General features: G+C 52.5%; 13 protein-coding genes. 9 read left to right on the top strand and 4 right to left on the bottom strand.

Annotation, left to right across the window (positions count from 1 at the left end):
• Positions 1 to 28: 28 nt before the first annotated feature.
• From pflA to ycaO, 4 genes are all read right to left on the bottom strand, one after another.
• A complete protein-coding gene (pflA, locus tag PYW49_RS05955) occupies positions 29 to 769 on the bottom strand; it encodes a pyruvate formate lyase 1-activating protein (protein WP_134349238.1) in 741 nt (246 codons plus the stop codon).
• Positions 770 to 973: 204 nt separating this feature from the next.
• Positions 974 to 3,256, bottom strand: a complete 2,283-nt coding sequence (gene pflB / locus PYW49_RS05950) for a formate C-acetyltransferase (RefSeq protein WP_134349237.1) — start codon at positions 3,254 to 3,256, stop codon at positions 974 to 976.
• Positions 3,257 to 3,307: 51 nt separating this feature from the next.
• Positions 3,308 to 4,165: a formate transporter FocA gene (gene focA, locus PYW49_RS05945; protein ID WP_008499974.1), complete on the bottom strand. Its 858-nt coding sequence runs from the start codon at positions 4,163 to 4,165 to the stop codon at positions 3,308 to 3,310.
• A 406-nt stretch (positions 4,166 to 4,571) separates the two neighbouring features.
• Positions 4,572 to 6,332: a 30S ribosomal protein S12 methylthiotransferase accessory factor YcaO gene (gene ycaO, locus PYW49_RS05940; RefSeq protein WP_320385954.1), complete on the bottom strand. Its 1,761-nt coding sequence runs from the start codon at positions 6,330 to 6,332 to the stop codon at positions 4,572 to 4,574.
• A gap of 127 nt (positions 6,333 to 6,459) precedes the next feature.
• Between ycaO and PYW49_RS05935 the strand changes: the two genes are divergently transcribed.
• From PYW49_RS05935 to lpxK, 9 genes are all read left to right on the top strand, one after another.
• A complete protein-coding gene (locus PYW49_RS05935) occupies positions 6,460 to 7,152 on the top strand; it encodes a DUF421 domain-containing protein (RefSeq protein ID WP_134349234.1) in 693 nt (230 codons plus the stop codon).
• A gap of 162 nt (positions 7,153 to 7,314) precedes the next feature.
• A complete protein-coding gene (gene serC / locus PYW49_RS05930) occupies positions 7,315 to 8,403 on the top strand; it encodes a 3-phosphoserine/phosphohydroxythreonine transaminase (protein WP_134349233.1) in 1,089 nt (362 codons plus the stop codon).
• A gap of 68 nt (positions 8,404 to 8,471) precedes the next feature.
• Positions 8,472 to 9,755, top strand: coding sequence for a 3-phosphoshikimate 1-carboxyvinyltransferase (gene aroA / locus PYW49_RS05925; protein WP_320385953.1), 1,284 nt, complete (start codon positions 8,472 to 8,474; stop codon positions 9,753 to 9,755).
• 185 nt (positions 9,756 to 9,940) lie between these two features.
• Positions 9,941 to 10,624, top strand: a complete 684-nt coding sequence (gene cmk, locus PYW49_RS05920) for a (d)CMP kinase (protein ID WP_134349231.1) — start codon at positions 9,941 to 9,943, stop codon at positions 10,622 to 10,624.
• A gap of 110 nt (positions 10,625 to 10,734) precedes the next feature.
• Positions 10,735 to 12,408: a 30S ribosomal protein S1 gene (gene rpsA / locus PYW49_RS05915; protein ID WP_014169387.1), complete on the top strand. Its 1,674-nt coding sequence runs from the start codon at positions 10,735 to 10,737 to the stop codon at positions 12,406 to 12,408.
• 170 nt (positions 12,409 to 12,578) lie between these two features.
• Entirely contained in the window at positions 12,579 to 12,866 is a 288-nt protein-coding gene (gene ihfB, locus PYW49_RS05910; RefSeq protein ID WP_008499965.1) for an integration host factor subunit beta, read from the top strand.
• 215 nt (positions 12,867 to 13,081) lie between these two features.
• A complete protein-coding gene (locus PYW49_RS05905) occupies positions 13,082 to 15,346 on the top strand; it encodes a ComEC family protein (protein WP_320385952.1) in 2,265 nt (754 codons plus the stop codon).
• A 36-nt stretch (positions 15,347 to 15,382) separates the two neighbouring features.
• Complete coding sequence (msbA, locus tag PYW49_RS05900; protein WP_134349229.1) at positions 15,383 to 17,134, top strand: lipid A ABC transporter ATP-binding protein/permease MsbA; 1,752 nt, start codon at positions 15,383 to 15,385, stop codon at positions 17,132 to 17,134.
• Positions 17,131 to 18,108 (top strand): tetraacyldisaccharide 4'-kinase, encoded by a 978-nt coding sequence (gene lpxK / locus PYW49_RS05895; protein WP_134349228.1) that lies wholly within the window; start codon positions 17,131 to 17,133, stop codon positions 18,106 to 18,108. The genes msbA and lpxK overlap by 4 nt, the downstream gene beginning before the upstream one ends.
• The last annotated feature ends 24 nt before the right edge of the window (positions 18,109 to 18,132 follow it).

Here is an 18,132-nt window from a genome sequence, read left to right as displayed (position 1 = left end):
AAAGGCCCGGTTTTCACCGGGCCTTTCTTTAATACATCACCTTGTGGCCGTACTGTTCAAGAATACCTTTGACGCGTTCCATCGTCTCTTTCTTCGGCGGCTTCACGCCATCGAGTTTGTACTCTTCGCCCATTGCTACCCATTTATGTTTACCCAGCTCGTGATAGGGCAGAAGTTCGATTTTCTCGACGTTGCCCATGTCGCGGGTAAATTCTCCCAGACGGTGTGCGGAGTCGTCGTCATCTGACCAGCCAGGAACCACCACATAGCGGATCCAGGTTTTGATGCCTTTATCGGCAATGTATTTGGCGAATTCCAGCGTGCGGTGGTTAGAGACGCCAACCAGGTTCTGGTGGATCTCATCGTTCATTTGCTTGAGATCGAGCATGACCAGATCGGTCACTTCGAGCAATTCGTCAATAACCGGGTCGTAGCGGCGCACAAAGCCATTGGTATCCAGGCAGGTATGAATACCTTCTTTGCGGCAGGCGCGGAACCAGTCGCGAACAAACTCGGCCTGAAGAATAGCCTCGCCGCCGGATGCGGTTACACCGCCGCCGGACGCGTTCATAAAGTGGCGATAGGTCACCACCTCTTTCATCAATTCTTCAACGGTCACTTCTTTCCCGCCATGCGTATCCCAGGTGTCACGGTTATGGCAGTACAGGCAGCGCATCAGGCAGCCCTGGAAAAAGGTAATAAAGCGGATACCCGGGCCATCGACGGTGCCACAGGATTCAAAGGAGTGAATGCGACCAATAGTTGACATTGCGGTGATATCTCCAGCATCGGCCCGTCCGGGGCCTGAGTATGCACAGCTCAAAACCGGCTGTGTTGAAGTCTGTTTTGGCTGATATCCATTGAGTATAGATAGCGGACAAAAGAGACTGAGGTGGAGAGGGTGCTAAAAAGGCCCCACTGACGTGGAGCCTTTATTGTACGCTTTTTAACGCGTGATTTCAGTCAATTCCAGTTAAATGGACTGAGTGAAAGTACGGGTGATAACGTCCTGCTGCTGTTCTTTAGTCAGGGAGTTAAAACGTACTGCGTAGCCAGATACGCGGATGGTCAGCTGAGGATATTTCTCAGGATGTTCCATCGCGTCGAGCAGCATTTCACGGTTCATCACGTTCACGTTCAGGTGCTGACCACCTTCGATGGACGCTTCGTGGTGGAAGTAACCATCCATCAGACCCGCGAGGTTAGTTTTACGCACTTCGTCGTCTTTACCCAGCGCATTTGGAACGATAGAGAAGGTGTAAGAGATACCATCTTTCGCGTAAGCAAACGGCAGTTTAGCAACGGAAGTCAGAGAGGCTACAGCACCTTTCTGGTCACGACCGTGCATTGGGTTAGCACCTGGGCCGAATGGCGCGCCAGCACGACGACCGTCTGGGGTGTTACCTGTTTTCTTACCATACACTACGTTAGAGGTGATGGTCAGAACAGACTGAGTCGGGATAGCGTTACGGTAAGTAGTCAGTTTCTGAATTTTCTTCATGAAACGTTCTACCAGGTCAACCGCCATGTCATCAACGCGAGAATCGTTGTTACCAAACTGCGGGTATTCGCCTTCGATTTCGAAGTCTACAGCCAGGCCGTCTTCGTCACGAACTGGTTTAACTTTCGCATATTTGATAGCAGACAGGGAGTCAGCAGCAACGGACAGACCTGCGATACCACACGCCATGGTGCGAACGACGTCACGGTCGTGCAGCGCCATCAGTGAGGCTTCGTAGCTGTACTTGTCGTGCATGTAGTGGATAACGTTCAGTGCAGTGACGTACTGTTTAGCCAGCCAGTCCATGAAGTGATCCATACGCTCCATCACTTCGTCGAACTTCAGAACGTCGCCTTTGATTGGTTCAGACTTAGGACCAACCTGCATTTTCAGTTTTTCATCAACGCCGCCGTTGATTGCATACAGCATGGTTTTCGCCAGGTTTGCACGCGCACCGAAGAACTGCATTTGTTTACCAACGACCATTGGGCTTACGCAGCAAGCGATAGCGTAGTCATCGTTGTTGAAGTCCGGACGCATCAGGTCATCGTTCTCGTACTGCAGAGAAGAGGTGTCGATAGACACTTTAGCGGCGAATTTCTTGAAGTTCAGAGGCAGTTTTTCAGACCACAGAACGGTGATATTTGGCTCCGGAGAAGGCCCCATGGTGTACAGGGTATTCAGGAAGCGGAAGCTGTTTTTGGTAACCAGCGTACGGCCGTCAACGCCCATACCACCGATTGATTCAGTTGCCCAGATTGGGTCACCGGAGAACAGCTCATCGTATTCAGGAGTACGCAGGAAGCGAACCATACGCAGTTTCATGACCAGGTGGTCAATCATTTCCTGAGCGTCTTGCTCGGTGATTTTGCCTGCTTTGATGTCGCGTTCGATGTAGGCATCCAGGAAGGTGGATACGCGACCGAAGGACATTGCTGCGCCGTTCTGAGACTTAACCGCGGCCAGGTAGCCGAAGTAGGTCCACTGGATAGCTTCCTGAGCGTTGGTAGCAGGACCAGAGATATCGCAGCCATACTTCGCAGCCATCTCTTTGATCTGACCCAGCGCGCGGTGCTGTTCAGCGATTTCTTCACGCAGACGGATAGTCGCTTCCAGGTTTACGCCGTTTTCCAGGTCAGACTGCAGGGAAACGAATTGGGCGTATTTGTCTTTCAGCAGGAAGTCGATACCGTACAGTGCAACACGACGGTAGTCACCGATGATACGGCCACGGCCATATGCATCTGGCAGACCAGTCAGAACACCAGATTTACGGCAGTTCAGAATGTCTTTGGTGTAAACATCAAATACACCCTGGTTGTGGGTTTTGCGGTATTCGGTGAAGATTTTTTTCAGCATTGGGTCCAGCTCGCGGTTATACGCTTTGCAGGAACCTTCAACCATTTTGATACCACCGAACGGAATAATTGCGCGTTTCAGTGGTGCTTCAGTCTGCAGACCAACGATTTTCTCAAGGGCTTTGTTGATGTAGCCAGCATCGTGAGAAGTGATGGTGGAAGCAACGGAGGTGTCAAAATCAACTGGCGCGTGAGTGCGGTTTTCCAGTTTAACGCCTTCCATTACGCTGTCCCACAGCTTGGTGGTCGCATCAGTTGCGCCAGCCAGGAAGGATTCGTCACCTTCATACGGGGTATAGTTTTTCTGAATGAAGTCACGTACGTTTACTTCATTCTGCCAGTCACCTTTCGCAAAACCTTCCCAGGCTGTGGCTAACTTTTCATTAAGCTCGGACATGTAACACCTACCTTCTTAAGTGGATTTTTTATTTACTGCCTGAGAAAACCATCAATGATGATCGTCGCCACGCAGGTAAATGACCCAGTATGTCAACCCAACTAACAGACCCCCACCGATAATGTTCCCGATAGTGACAGGGATCAGGTTATCAGTAATGAAATTCATAATAGTCAGGTGAGAGAAACTTTCCGGGGATGAACCAACTGCGGTCCAGAACTCCGGGCTCGCAAAGTCGCGGATGACAATGCCCATTGGGATCATGAACATATTCGCGATACTGTGCTCAAAGCCGCTGGCAACAAACATCGCAACCGGCAGAACCATAATTAAGGCTTTGTCCATCAGGCTACGACCCGAGTAGCTCATCCATACAGCCAGGCAGACCATGAGGTTAGCGAGGATGCCGAGAGCAACGGCTTCGATAAATGTGTGGTGCATTTTGTGGTCGGCGGTTTGCAGGACGTTGAGCCCCCAGCCACCGTTGGCGGTCATGTACTCGCCAGAAAGCCACATCAACAAAACAAAGAGCAGACAGCCAACCAGGTTACCCACGTAGACGTTAAGCCAGTTACGTGCCAGCTGACCCCAGGTAATTCTTCCGCTGGCCTTTGCCACGACAATCAGCACCGTTGAGGTGAAGAGGTCGGCACCGCAGATAACGCAAAGAATCAGACCCAGTGAGAAGCATATGCCGCCAATCAGTTTGGCCATGCCGAAAGGCATACCAGCAGTACCGGTGGTGGCGGTGATGTAGAAGACGAAAGCGATAGAGATGAACACACCAGCCGTGATCGCCAGATAGAACGTCTTCATCGGGTGTTTCGTTGCTTTATAGACACCCGCTTCTTCGGCAACTTTGGCCATCGCAGCGGGGAGTAAAAGATCAAAAGGGTTGTCAGCTTTCACACTAACTCTCTCTTTATTAAGTCGGCGACGAGATACTAACAAAGCATTATAGAAGAGAAATTGATATAGATCATATCTCGCCTGGCTTATAGGCCCGCAGTATGTATGGTTTTACAACAAATGCGGAGTAAGTATTTGATTATCCGTAAAAAAATAAATTTTAAAAGTTATGAAAAGAGTTGAATTTTTTCGTTCAGCCACCTCTGAAACAGTTAATTAATATGGAGTATTTACCATAAATAGTAACAGTAAAGCTCAGGTAAATATTATTATATTTACCCATGTTTAACTTTATTATTACAATCAACAGTCATTGCCGAAGAAAATAAAAAACGGGGCAATGAAATTGCCCCGTAATATAGCCCAGACGATTGAATACGCCTACTGCTGGTAATGTTATGTGCGCTTATTTTGACCAGTAAGCGGTTTTCGCTTTCTGCAGCTTTTCGTAGGCCTTCAACAGTGACTGATGGGCAGGGAAGGCTTTCAGATCGCTATCAACAGCCTGCAGACCATAGAATGGCTCTTCGCCACTCAGGGCCGCGCTAGCTGCTTCCACGGCCTCTGCACCGTACATACGCACGAAAGCATTCAGATATTGCAGCGGCTCGCGATCGTCTTCCTGTGCCAGCAGCAACAGCGTTTGCAGGCAGCGGTAATAATTGGTGCGCTCGGCAGAGAAAACTGACTGATTGAACTCCATGGTCCACTCGGTCCAAGCCAGGGCCTGATCCAGGTCGCCACCCGCCAGGGCCAGCATCGCTTTCAGCTCACCGATACGCAGGGTATACCAGCCGTTGTCTTTACCGGTCGCCAGACCCAGCAGTTCACGTACGCGTGTGAAGTCATCGTGGCCTTCCTCGTCCAGCTGGGCGATCAGGTTCAGATAATCTTCTTTCTCCCATTCACTGCCTGGGAGAGCCAGCAGCGTTTCACGCAGATGCGCGCCCATGCTGTTATTCGCCAGCCACAGATCTTCAGCCGGGTAGATGTCGGACATGCCAGGAACAATAATGCGGCACGCGTAGACGCCAAGGTGCTCGTAGTCGGCGATATAGACGTCCTGGTCTTCGGCTTTGAAAATAGCCATCAGCGTAGCGAACTCTTCTTCCGTGGTACCGGCAAAGCTCCAGTCCACAAACGGATAGTCGGCGTCCTGTTTGAACATATCCCAGGAGATCAAACCGCTGGAGTCGATGAAGTGGGTTTCGAGGTTGGTATGCTCGGCCACTTCTTCATCGTCGAACGTTGGCGGGGTGAAGACGTCGAGATCTTTCAGGCTACGGCCCTGCAGCAGCTCGGTAACGGTACGCTCCAGCGCCACGCCGAAGTCCGGGTGCGCGCCGAAGGAGGCGAAACAGGTGCCGTTGGCCGGGTTAAACAGCACAACGCAGATAACCGGATATTTACCGCCCAGCGAGCCGTCATAGGCAAAGATTGGGAAACCTTCTGCTTCCAGTTTGGCGATGGATTCCACCACGCCCGGATAACGCGCCAGCACGTCTGCCGGAATTTCAGGCAGGCTGATGGATTCGGCAATAATGCGGTTTTTAATGTGGCGTTCGAAGACTTCAGACAGACCCTGCACGCGGGCTTCATTGCGGGTGTTACCGGCGGACATGCCGTTGGACACATACAGGTTGCCGACGATGTTCATCGGAATATAGACGGTCTGCTCATCAGACTGACGGGTAAACGGCAGGGCGCAAATACCGCGATCTTCGTTACCGGACTGCAGATCGATCAGCATGCTGGCGGTCAGTTCGCTGTCTGGATCGTAGAAGGCACGCAGGCGCGCGTCGAGAATACCTTCCGGCAGTTCGTCGTCTTCGGTCAGCGGGAACCATTTTTCATTTGGATAGTGAACGAACGGGCCGTTAGCGATAGTCTCGCCCAGCCAGAAGTCAGCGAAGAAATAGTTGGTGGACAGACGCTCAAAGTACTCACCCAGCGCAGAGGCCAGTGCCGCTTTTTTTGTCGCGCCTTTACCGTTGGTAAAGCACAGGGCACAGTCTTTATCGCGAATATGCACGGACCAGACATGAGGCACCGGATTGAGCCAGGAGGCTTCTTCGATGTTAAAACCCAGGTCGGTCAGTTTCTGCTGGAAGCGAGCGATGGAATCTTCCAGAGCGGCGTCTTTGCCGGGGATAAACGTTTGAGTCATGGCGTTCACTTTTATCGTACGTAAAGCGCGCAATGATACGGGTTTTGCGTGACAGGTGCTATCTTCGGCGAAAATAAAAGCCTGAGCTATGCTTACATTCAGTAACCTACTGTTAAGGCATAGAAAAATGAAAGCGTTTGATCTCCAGCGGATGGCATTTGATAAAGTCCCACCTGAGTTTTTAGGCGAAGTCGCTCTGCGCAGTCTGTATACCTTCGTCCTGGTCTTTCTGTTTCTCAAGATAACGGGGCGTCGTGGCGTACGACAGATGTCGCTCTTTGAGGTGTTGATCATCCTGACGCTGGGTTCAGCGGCGGGGGACGTCGCCTTTTATGATGATGTGCCGATGGTGCCGGTATTTATCGTCTTTGTCTCACTTGCGCTACTTTACCGCCTTGTGATGTGGCTGATGTCGAAAAGCGAAAAGCTGGAAGATCTGCTTGAAGGGAAGCCGGTCGTTATCGTCGAGGACGGACAGCTGGCCTGGGAAAATGTTCAGAGCGCCAATATGACCGAGTTTGAGTTCTTTATGGAGCTACGCCTGAATAGCGTTGAACAGCTCGGGCAGGTGCGTCTGGCGATAATGGAAACCAACGGGCAGATCAGCGTCTATTACTATTCTGACGACGAGGTGAAGCCTGGGCTTTGTATCCTGCCAGATATGTTGGTCGAGCGTTTCAGAACCGTACCCGAAGCGGGCGAGTATGCCTGCGTGAGATGCAGCCACGTAGTTGCGATGCTGCCAGGGGATCGTCAATTATGCCCTCGCTGTGCAAATCCGGAATGGACGAAGGTTAGCCGGGCTAAACGCATCACCTGACAGCCATTTTGTCGGTTTTGTCTTAGCGAGGCGGCAGATTGTTTTGTGTGACGCAGGGCACATTTCACGGGTCATAAGTTTTAGACATTGCGGCGCGTGTCACTGAATGATAAAACCGATATCCACAGTTATAACTTATGGCTTTTAGCGTGGTGAGGGGAAATGGCTCAAGTCTTTAATTTCAGTTCAGGTCCGGCGATGTTACCGGCAGACGTGCTTAAACAGGCTCAACAGGAACTTTGTGACTGGAATGGTCTCGGTACGTCGGTGATGGAAATCAGCCACCGGGGTAAAGAGTTTATTCAGGTGGCGGAAGAGGCAGAAAAGGATTTTCGCGATCTGCTGAATATCCCCTCGAACTACAAAGTATTGTTCTGTCACGGCGGTGGACGCGGTCAGTTTGCTGGCATCCCACTCAATCTGCTGGGTGACAAAACCACCGCTGATTACGTTGATGCGGGCTACTGGGCGGCCAGTGCGGTAAAAGAAGCGCACAAATACTGCACGCCGAATGTTATCGATGCCAAAGTGACCGTTGACGGTCTGCGTGCCGTAACGCCGATGAGTGAGTGGAAACTTTCCCGTGATGCGGCTTATCTGCACTACTGCCCGAACGAAACCATCGACGGCATCGCTATCCACGAAGAGCCAAACTTTGGTGATAACGTGGTGGTTACCGCGGATCTCTCTTCGACCATCCTTTCCACACCGCTGGATGTCAGCCGTTATGGTGTGATTTACGCTGGCGCACAGAAAAATATCGGTCCTGCTGGCCTGACGATTGTTATCGTACGTGAAGACCTGCTGGGTAAAGCGCATAAATCCTGCCCGTCGATTCTCGATTACACCGTCCTGAACGATAACGATTCCATGTTCAACACCCCACCAACATTTGCCTGGTATCTTTCCGGCCTGGTCTTCAAATGGCTGAAGCAAAACGGCGGCGTGGCGCAGATGGACAAAATTAATCAGCAGAAAGCCGAACTGCTGTATGGCGTGATCGACAAGAGCGATTTCTACCGCAACGATGTGGCGAAAGCTAACCGTTCTCGCATGAACGTGCCGTTCCAGCTGGCGGACAGCAATCTGGACAAAGTGTTCCTGGAAGAGTCCTTCGCGGCAGGCCTGCATGCGCTGAAAGGCCACCGTGTCGTTGGTGGCATGCGTGCTTCTATCTATAATGCGATGCCGCTGGAAGGCGTTAAAGCCCTGACGGATTTCATGATCGATTTCGAACGTCGCCACGGTTAATTGCGCTGTTTTCACCCCCGCAGCGCTGCTGCGGGGTTTTTATTATGTTGAGTTGAGAGTTAAGTTTCATGGAATCCCTGACGTTACAACCTATCGCGCGGGTAGATGGCACCATCAATCTGCCTGGTTCAAAAAGTGTCTCGAACCGCGCTCTGCTGCTGGCAGCTCTGGCAAACGGCACCACCGTCCTTACAAACCTGCTGGACAGCGATGACGTGCGCCATATGCTCAATGCGCTGAAAGCGTTGGGTGTTCATTACACTCTCTCCGACGATCGTACCCGCTGCGAAGTGACCGGCAATGGCGGCGCGCTGCACGCGGGTGAAGAGCTTGAGCTATTTCTGGGTAACGCCGGTACGGCGATGCGCCCGCTGGCGGCAGCCCTGTGTCTGGGTAGCAACAACATCGTGCTGACCGGCGAGCCTCGCATGAAAGAGCGTCCGATTGGCCATCTGGTGGATGCCCTTCGTCAGGGTGGCGCACAGATTGAGTATCTGGAGCAGGAAAATTATCCGCCACTGCGTCTGCGCGGGGGCTTTACCGGCGGTAACGTTGAGGTGGATGGCAGTGTGTCCAGCCAGTTCCTGACGGCGCTGCTGATGACCGCACCGCTGGCACCGCAGGATACGGTGATCGCTATTAAAGGTGACCTGGTCTCCAAACCGTACATTGATATCACGCTGCACCTGATGAAAACCTTCGGTGTCGAGGTTGAAAACCACTCTTATCAGCGCTTCGTTGTTCGCGGTGCCCAGCAGTACCAGTCTCCGGGCAACTATCTTGTTGAAGGTGATGCTTCATCCGCGTCCTATTTTCTCGCCGCTGGTGCAATTAAAGGTGGCACGGTAAAAGTGACCGGCATTGGCCGTAACAGCGTGCAGGGCGACATCCGTTTTGCGGACGTGCTGGAAAAAATGGGCGCCATTGTTACCTGGGGCGATGACTTCATCTCCTGCACCCACGGCGAGCTGAATGCCATCGATATGGACATGAACCATATCCCGGACGCGGCGATGACCATTGCCACGGCGGCGCTGTTTGCCAAAGGCACCACCACGCTGCGTAATATCTACAACTGGCGCGTAAAAGAGACTGACCGTCTGTTCGCGATGGCGACAGAGCTGCGTAAAGTCGGTGCTGAGGTGGAAGAGGGCGAAGACTACATTCGTGTGACCCCTCCGGCAAAACTACAGTTTGCGGAAATCGGAACCTACAACGATCACCGTATGGCGATGTGCTTCTCGTTGGTGGCGCTGTCAGACACCCCTGTCACTATTCTTGATCCGAAATGTACGGCGAAAACGTTCCCGGACTACTTCGAACAGCTGGCACGCATTAGTACTCTGGCCTGATCTCGTGTTGCCGCATCACCCGATGCGGCATTTGCTTACGCTTCATTACGAACACCTCCGCTCATTTCTTCTACACTCTGCTTCAATCATTCCGTAATTTGCACGCAAAGGTAACAGTTGCGCACGTTGGCGCGTATAATGCGCGGCGTTCATGTAAACGGTATGCCTTATTTAAGGAGAAAAAGATGACGGCAGTTGCCCCGGTAATCACCATTGATGGGCCTAGTGGCGCAGGGAAAGGTACTCTGTGCAAAGCGATGGCGGAAGCATTGCAATGGCATCTTTTAGATTCGGGAGCAATCTATCGCGTGCTGGCTCTGGCTGCGCTGCATCATCATGTGGATGTGGCCTCTGAAGAAGCGCTGGTTCCGCTGGCTGCGCATCTGGATGTGCGTTTCGTTTCGACCGATGGCAACCTGGAAGTCATCCTTGAAGGGGAAGACGTGAGCGGCGAAATCCGTACTCAGGAAGTGGCTAATGCAGCCTCCCAGGTGGCGGCCTTCCCGCGCGTTCGCGAGGCGCTGTTACGTCGTCAGCGAGCTTTCCGTGACGCCCCGGGTCTGATTGCTGACGGACGTGATATGGGAACCGTGGTATTCCCTGATGCGCCTGTGAAAATTTTCCTTGACGCCTCTTCGGAAGAACGTGCTCAACGCCGCATGCTTCAGTTGCAGGAAAAGGGGTTTAGTGTTAACTTTGATCGCCTTTTATCCGAGATAAAAGAGCGCGATGACCGCGATCGTAACCGCGCCGTCGCCCCACTTGTTCCTGCAGAAGATGCATTAGTTCTGGATTCAACCAGTTTAACTATTGAGCAAGTGATTGAAAAAGCGCTACAATATGCGCGCCAGAAACTGGCACTCGCGTAATCGCGACCGATTTAGTAGTACCCCCGCTGCAATGGATTGACGGCGGGTATGTGAAACAACCCCATCCGGCACGGAGCCAGGTGGACGTTATATTAACCTGAAGATTAAACATGACTGAATCTTTTGCTCAACTATTTGAAGAATCCTTAAAAACAATCGAAACCCGTCCGGGTTCCATCGTTCGTGGTGTTGTTGTTGCTATCGACAAAGACGTAGTACTGGTTGACGCCGGTCTGAAATCTGAGTCCGCCATTCCGGCAGAGCAGTTCAAAAACGCCCAGGGCGAGCTGGAAATCCAGGTTGGTGACGAAGTTGACGTTGCTCTGGATGCAGTGGAAGACGGCTTCGGTGAAACCCTGCTGTCCCGTGAGAAAGCTAAGCGTCACGAAGCTTGGATCACGCTGGAAAAAGCTTACGAAGAAGCTGAAACTGTAGTCGGTGTTATCAACGGCAAAGTTAAAGGCGGCTTCACTGTTGAGCTGAATGGTATTCGTGCGTTCCTGCCAGGTTCACTGGTAGACGTTCGTCCAGTCCGTGACACCCTGCACCTCGAAGGCAAAGAGCTTGAGTTCAAAGTAATCAAGCTGGACCAGAAGCGTAACAACGTTGTTGTATCCCGTCGTGCCGTTATCGAATCCGAAAACAGCGCAGAACGCGATCAGCTGCTGGAAAACCTGCAGGAAGGCATGGAAGTCAAAGGTATCGTTAAGAACCTCACTGACTACGGCGCATTCGTTGACCTGGGCGGCGTTGATGGCCTGCTGCACATCACCGACATGGCGTGGAAACGCGTTAAGCACCCAAGCGAAATCGTGAACGTGGGCGACGAAATCACTGTTAAAGTGCTGAAGTTCGACCGCGAGCGTACTCGTGTATCCCTCGGCCTGAAACAGCTGGGCGAAGATCCATGGGTAGCTATCGCTAAGCGTTACCCAGAAGGTACTAAACTGACTGGTCGCGTAACCAACCTGACTGACTACGGCTGCTTCGTTGAAATCGAAGAAGGCGTTGAAGGCCTGGTGCACGTTTCCGAAATGGACTGGACCAACAAAAACATCCACCCATCCAAAGTTGTTAACGTTGGTGATGTAGTGGAAGTGATGGTTCTGGATATCGACGAAGAACGTCGTCGTATCTCCCTGGGCCTGAAGCAGTGCAAAAACAACCCATGGCAGCAGTTCGCGGAAACCCACAACAAGGGTGACCGTGTTGAAGGTAAAATCAAGTCTATCACTGACTTCGGTATCTTCATCGGCCTGGACGGCGGCATCGATGGCCTGGTTCACCTGTCTGACATCTCCTGGAACGTTGCAGGCGAAGAAGCAGTTCGTGAATACAAAAAAGGCGACGAAATCGCTGCAGTTGTTCTGCAGGTTGACGCAGAGCGTGAGCGTATCTCCCTGGGCGTTAAACAGCTCGCAGAAGATCCGTTCAACAACTGGGTTGCACTGAACAAGAAAGGCGCAATCGTAAACGGTAAAGTGACTGCAGTTGACGCTAAAGGCGCAACCGTAGAACTGGCTGACGGCGTTGAAGGTTACCTGCGCGCTTCTGAAGCTTCCCGTGACCGCGTTGAAGATGCCACTCTGGTTCTGAACGTAGGCGACGACGTTGAAGCTAAGTTCACCGGTGTTGACCGTAAGAACCGTGCAATCAGCCTGTCTGTTCGTGCTAAAGACGAAGCTGATGAGAAAGATGCAATCGCAACTGTTAACAAACAGGAAGATGCAAACTTCTCTAACAACGCAATGGCTGAAGCTTTCAAAGCAGCTAAAGGCGAGTAATATCAGGTTCTCAGCATCATTTGACCTGTAACATATTTACAGTGCGAAGGATGAGGAGCAAACTTGACAGATTGCAGGATTCGTCCTGTAATCAATAACAAAGGGCGGCTACGGCCGCCCTTGTTTAATGAGCTGTTCAGCTAATTGGTTTGAAAGGAACCGGAGGAATCATGACCAAGTCAGAATTGATTGAAAGACTTGCCAGTCAGCAACCGCATATCCCTGCCAAGGCAGTGGAAGATGCCGTAAAAGAGATGCTGGAGCATATGGCCTCCACTCTTGCCCAGGGCGAGCGCATTGAAATCCGCGGTTTCGGTAGTTTTTCTCTGCACTATCGTGCTCCACGCACCGGGCGTAACCCGAAAACTGGCGATAAAGTCGAACTGGAAGGTAAGTACGTTCCACACTTTAAACCGGGTAAAGAACTGCGCGATCGCGCCAATATTTACGGCAACTGAGTTTAACCATCGGGTTAAACTGGGTTCAAAAGAAAGCACCTGCGGGTGCTTTTTTTATACTTAACGTTATCGCATCTGAAGATGTCCCGCATTTTTCGTTTCAGTTTCTGCAAACCGATAAAAATAGTACAGCGCTTCCCGTAAAACGCATTCTTCTCACCTGACAACACGATCTGCTGGCTTACATACTGCCACCCTGAAACAGGGAGGTAGCAATGGGCATACCCGCGCTGAGTATCTGCGCCATTCTGGCGATAACCCCTTTACTTTGGTTACCTGAACTGCCGTCACGTCATGCCGTGTGGATAATGATTGTGGCTGGGATAGGGCTGGCCGCACTGCGAAACGTACGATTGAAATATGTGGGGATCGGGTTGTTATTTTGTGTATGGGGTATTCTTGCGGCGCAAGAGAGCGTCTGGCCGATGGCGCATTTAACCTCAGGTGCGGTGCAGGCTGAGGTCGAGATCACAGCGACCGATGGCGCAACCCTGCATAAGGGAAACATTCTCAGTGTTGATGGTCAACGCTGGTGGGCGTCCACTGGTGTAACGTTGTATGGCAATTATCTGCCACAGAAAGTGTGTGCTGGTCAGCGCTGGGACATGACGCTCAGGCTCAGGCCTGCTCACGGCGAATTGAATGACGGAGGTTATGATGCCCAGCGAAGCGCTTTTGCTCAACACCAAACGCTGAGCGGGCGCTTCACCCATGCGGAACTCGTCGATGGACGCTGCAGTTTGCGAGCACAATACCTGATGTCACTGCAAAACCGACTTTCTGCTTATCACTGGAGAGCGGTTATCCTTGGGTTGGGGATGGGAGAACGTCTGGATGTACCCCAGGAAATAAAAGACCTGATGCGGGAAACCGGCACACTGCATCTCATGGCGATTTCGGGTCTGCATATCGCACTGGCGGCATCCATCGTCTGGTTACTTGCACGTGGATTCCAGTTTTTATTACCTGGCCACCGGGTCCACTGGCAAATGCCTCTCCTGGCCGGGTTGTTCTTTGCTGCTTTCTACGCCTGGCTTACCGGTTTGCAACCTCCAGCGTTGCGAACCGTCATCGCGCTTGCTGTGCTCGCGACGTTGCGGATTGCTGCCCGTCAATGGTCTCCCTGGCAGGTATGGTTTTGCTGTATCGCGGCAATACTGATAAGCGATCCATTAGCCATACTCTCGCAGAGTCTGGCCCTGTCAGCATTTGCCGTAGTCGCGCTGATTTTCTGGTTTCAGTGGTTGCCGCTTCCTCACTGGCACAAGGTACGCTGGATAAGGCCGCTACTGAACCTCATTTATCTGCAGGTTGGCATGTTGCTGTTGCTCTTGCCATTGCAGGTTCTGATTTTCCATGGCTTCAGCATATCCTCTCTGGTCGCTAATCTTTTTGCCGTTCCACTGGTAACGTTTATCTCCGTGCCGCTGATTCTGCTCGGTATGCTGCTCCATCTGCTGCCGCTTGCCGCAGTAGAAAATGCCATCTGGTTTGCAGCCGATAGGTCACTTGCGGGACTTTTCTGGCTGCTGATGCGCCTGCCTGATGGCTGGCAAAATGTGGATCAACGCTGGCAGTACACGACATTGCTGCCCTGGCTTAGCATCATTGGCTGGCGCTTCCGTGCCTGGAAAACCGTTCCTGCCGTTTGTCTGGCAGGAAGTGTCCTGATGGCATTTCCTCTCTGGCGAACGGCAAAAAGCGATAGCTGGACCCTGCATATGCTGGATGTGGGGCAGGGGCTGGCAATGGTCATTGAACGACAGGGAAAAGCCATTCTCTATGATACCGGGCTCGCCTGGCCGGGCGGAGATAGCGCACAGCGGTTAATTATTCCGTGGCTTCGCTGGCATCACCTGCGGCCAGAAGGCGTTATTCTCAGTCATGACCATCTGGACCATGCGGGAGGACTGGCCTCGCTCAAAAAAGCATGGCCAGATGTGTGGATAAGAAGCGCATTACGTCAGGCAGGGCACCGTCCTTGTTTCCGGGGGCAAAGCTGGAGATGGCAGGGACTCACCTTCACCGTCCACTGGCCGCCTGAGCGTTACTCCACACAGGGGAATAACGCATCCTGCGTGGTAAAAGTTGACGACGGTGAGCAGAGTGTACTGCTCACAGGCGACATTGAAGCGCAGGCGGAACAGGCTATGCTTAGCCATTACTGGCGTCATCTGACCTCCACGCTCATACAGGTCCCCCATCATGGCAGCAATACGTCTTCGTCGTTGCCGCTGGTACAACGGGTGGCAGGACAGATCGCCCTTGATTCTGCGGCCCGCTATAACGCATGGCATTTCCCCTCGGCGAAAGTTGTCCGACGTTATCGAAAAGAGGGGTATATCTGGCATGATACGCCTCATTCTGGACAAATATCGGTGACATTCTCGCAACATTACTGGCAAATCCGGCGCTTGCGAGAGCAATATTTACCCTTTTGGTATCATCAGTGGTTTGGCGCGCCCGTAGATAACGGGTAGAATATGCGGCTATTTCAACGAATGCTGGTTTTTTGAATGCATAACGACAAAGATCTCTCCACGTGGCAAACGTTCCGCCGACTCTGGCCGATGATTGCGCCCTTTAAACCAGGCTTGATCGTGGCGGGTGTAGCGTTAATCCTCAACGCAGCCAGCGATACTTTTATGCTATCGCTTCTCAAACCGTTACTGGACGACGGTTTTGGTAAAACGGATCGCTCAGTGTTGCTATGGATGCCTCTGGTGGTTATCGGACTGATGATCTTACGCGGTATCACCAGCTATATCTCCAGCTACTGTATCTCCTGGGTATCAGGGAAAGTGGTAATGACCATGCGCCGTCGTCTGTTCAGTCACATGATGGGCATGCCGGTCTCATTCTTTGACAAACAGTCTACCGGTACGCTGCTGTCTCGCATTACCTACGACTCAGAGCAGGTCGCCTCCTCGTCCTCAAGCGCGCTGATTACCGTTGTGCGTGAGGGCGCATCAATCATCGGCCTGTTCGCGATGATGTTCTATTACAGCTGGCAGCTGTCGATCATCCTTATTGTGCTGGCTCCGATTGTTTCCATTGCTATTCGCGTCGTATCAAAACGCTTCCGCAATATCAGTAAGAATATGCAGAACACGATGGGGCAGGTGACGACCAGCGCGGAGCAGATGCTGAAAGGACATAAAGAAGTTCTGATTTTCGGTGGTCAGGAAGTCGAAACCAAACGCTTTGATAAAGTCAGCAACAAAATGCGTCTGCAGGGAATGAAAATGGTTTCGGCCTCTTCAATTTCTGACCCTGTCATTCAGCTTATTGCCTCTCTGGCGCTGGCGTTCGTTCTGTATGCGGCAAGCTTCCCGAGCGTGATGGAGACGCTGACGGCGGGTACCATCACGGTGGTCTTCTCTTCCATGATTGCCCTGATGCGTCCGCTAAAATCGCTGACGAACGTTAACGCCCAGTTCCAGCGCGGGATGGCCGCCTGCCAGACCCTGTTCAGCATTCTGGATTCCGAGCAGGAAAAAGATGAAGGTAAACGCGTCATTGAGCGTGCGAACGGCGACCTTGAATTCCGCAACGTGACCTTTACCTATCCGGGCCGCGAAGTGCCTGCACTGCGTAATATCAACCTGTCTATTCCGGCAGGTAAAACCGTTGCGCTGGTAGGTCGTTCCGGTTCGGGTAAATCGACCATTGCCAGTCTGATCACCCGTTTCTACGATATTAACGAAGGCGAGATCCTGTTAGATGGTCACGACCTGCGGGAGTATACCCTGCAGTCGCTGCGTAACCAGGTTGCGCTGGTCTCTCAGAACGTCCACCTGTTCAACGATACGGTTGCCAACAATATTGCTTACGCACGCACTGATGAGTACAGCCGCGAGCAGATCGAGAATGCCGCACGCATGGCGTATGCGATGGACTTTATCAACAAGATGGATAACGGTCTGGATACCATCATTGGTGAAAACGGCGTGCTCCTCTCCGGAGGTCAGCGTCAGCGTATTGCGATTGCGCGTGCGCTGCTGCGTGACAGCCCAATCCTGATCCTGGACGAAGCGACCTCCGCGCTGGATACCGAATCTGAACGCGCTATCCAGTCCGCGCTGGATGAACTGCAAAAGAACCGCACATCGCTGGTGATTGCGCACCGTCTGTCGACTATCGAGCAGGCTGATGAAATCGTCGTGGTTGAGGATGGGATCATTGTTGAACGCGGAAGCCATGCTGATTTGCTGGAACACCGCGGCGTTTATGCCCAGTTGCATAAGATGCAGTTCGGTCAACAATGATTGCACGCATCTGGTCCGGTGAATCCCCGCTGTGGCTGCTGCTTTTGCCGCTCTCCTGGCTGTATGGCCTGGTGAGCGGTGCGATTCGTCTGTTGTACCGTCTGGGGCTGAAGCGAGCCTGGCGTGCGCCGGTTCCGGTTGTAGTTGTGGGCAACCTTACTGCGGGTGGCAATGGTAAAACACCTGTGGTTATCTGGCTGGTTGAACAACTGCAAAAACGCGGTATTCGCCCTGGGGTTGTATCTCGCGGTTATGGTGGTAAAGCAGCGCAGTATCCTCTTCTTCTGACGGCGGAAACCGCGACTGCCGAAGCGGGAGATGAACCCGTACTGATTTTCCAGCGTACCGGCGCACCGGTCGCGGTCTCTCCGGTGCGCAGCGACGCCGTGCAGGCTCTGGTTGCTAAACACGCGGTGCAAATCATCATTACGGATGATGGGCTGCAACATTACGCCCTGGCGCGTGATAAAGAGATTGTGGTGATCGACGGGGTTCGCCGTTTCGGTAACGGCTGGTGGCTGCCGGCGGGGCCAATGCGGGAACGCGCTTCGCGTCTGAAGTCCGTTGATGCGGTGATTGTGAACGGTGGTGAGGCAAAAGCGGGTGAAATCCCCATGCGTCTCCTGCCGGGAATGGCGGTCAACCTGGTGACGGGTGAACGTCGGTCGGTTTCTCAATTACCTGCGCTGGTGGCGATGGCGGGTATTGGCCATCCTCCGCGTTTCTTCGCTACGCTTGAACAGTGCGGTGCTCGCCTTGAAAAGCGTGTTCCGTTGGCTGACCATCAGGCGCTGGTAGAAGGGCAGGTAGATTTGCTCACCGTGCCCGGACAGACCCTGATCATGACCGAAAAAGATGCGGTGAAATGCCGTGCCTTTGCGAAAGAAAACTGGTGGTATCTGCCGGTTGACGCTGAGCTCAGCGGCGAGCAGCCGGAACAATTGCTCAAGGAACTGATTGCGTTGGTGCAATAAACGCTTACGCGGTTCTGGTGGCGC

The organism is Enterobacter chinensis, assembly GCF_034008295.1.
Taxonomy (GTDB): domain Bacteria; phylum Pseudomonadota; class Gammaproteobacteria; order Enterobacterales; family Enterobacteriaceae; genus Enterobacter; species Enterobacter chinensis.
This window is presented reverse-complemented; position numbering and strand designations above follow the sequence as displayed.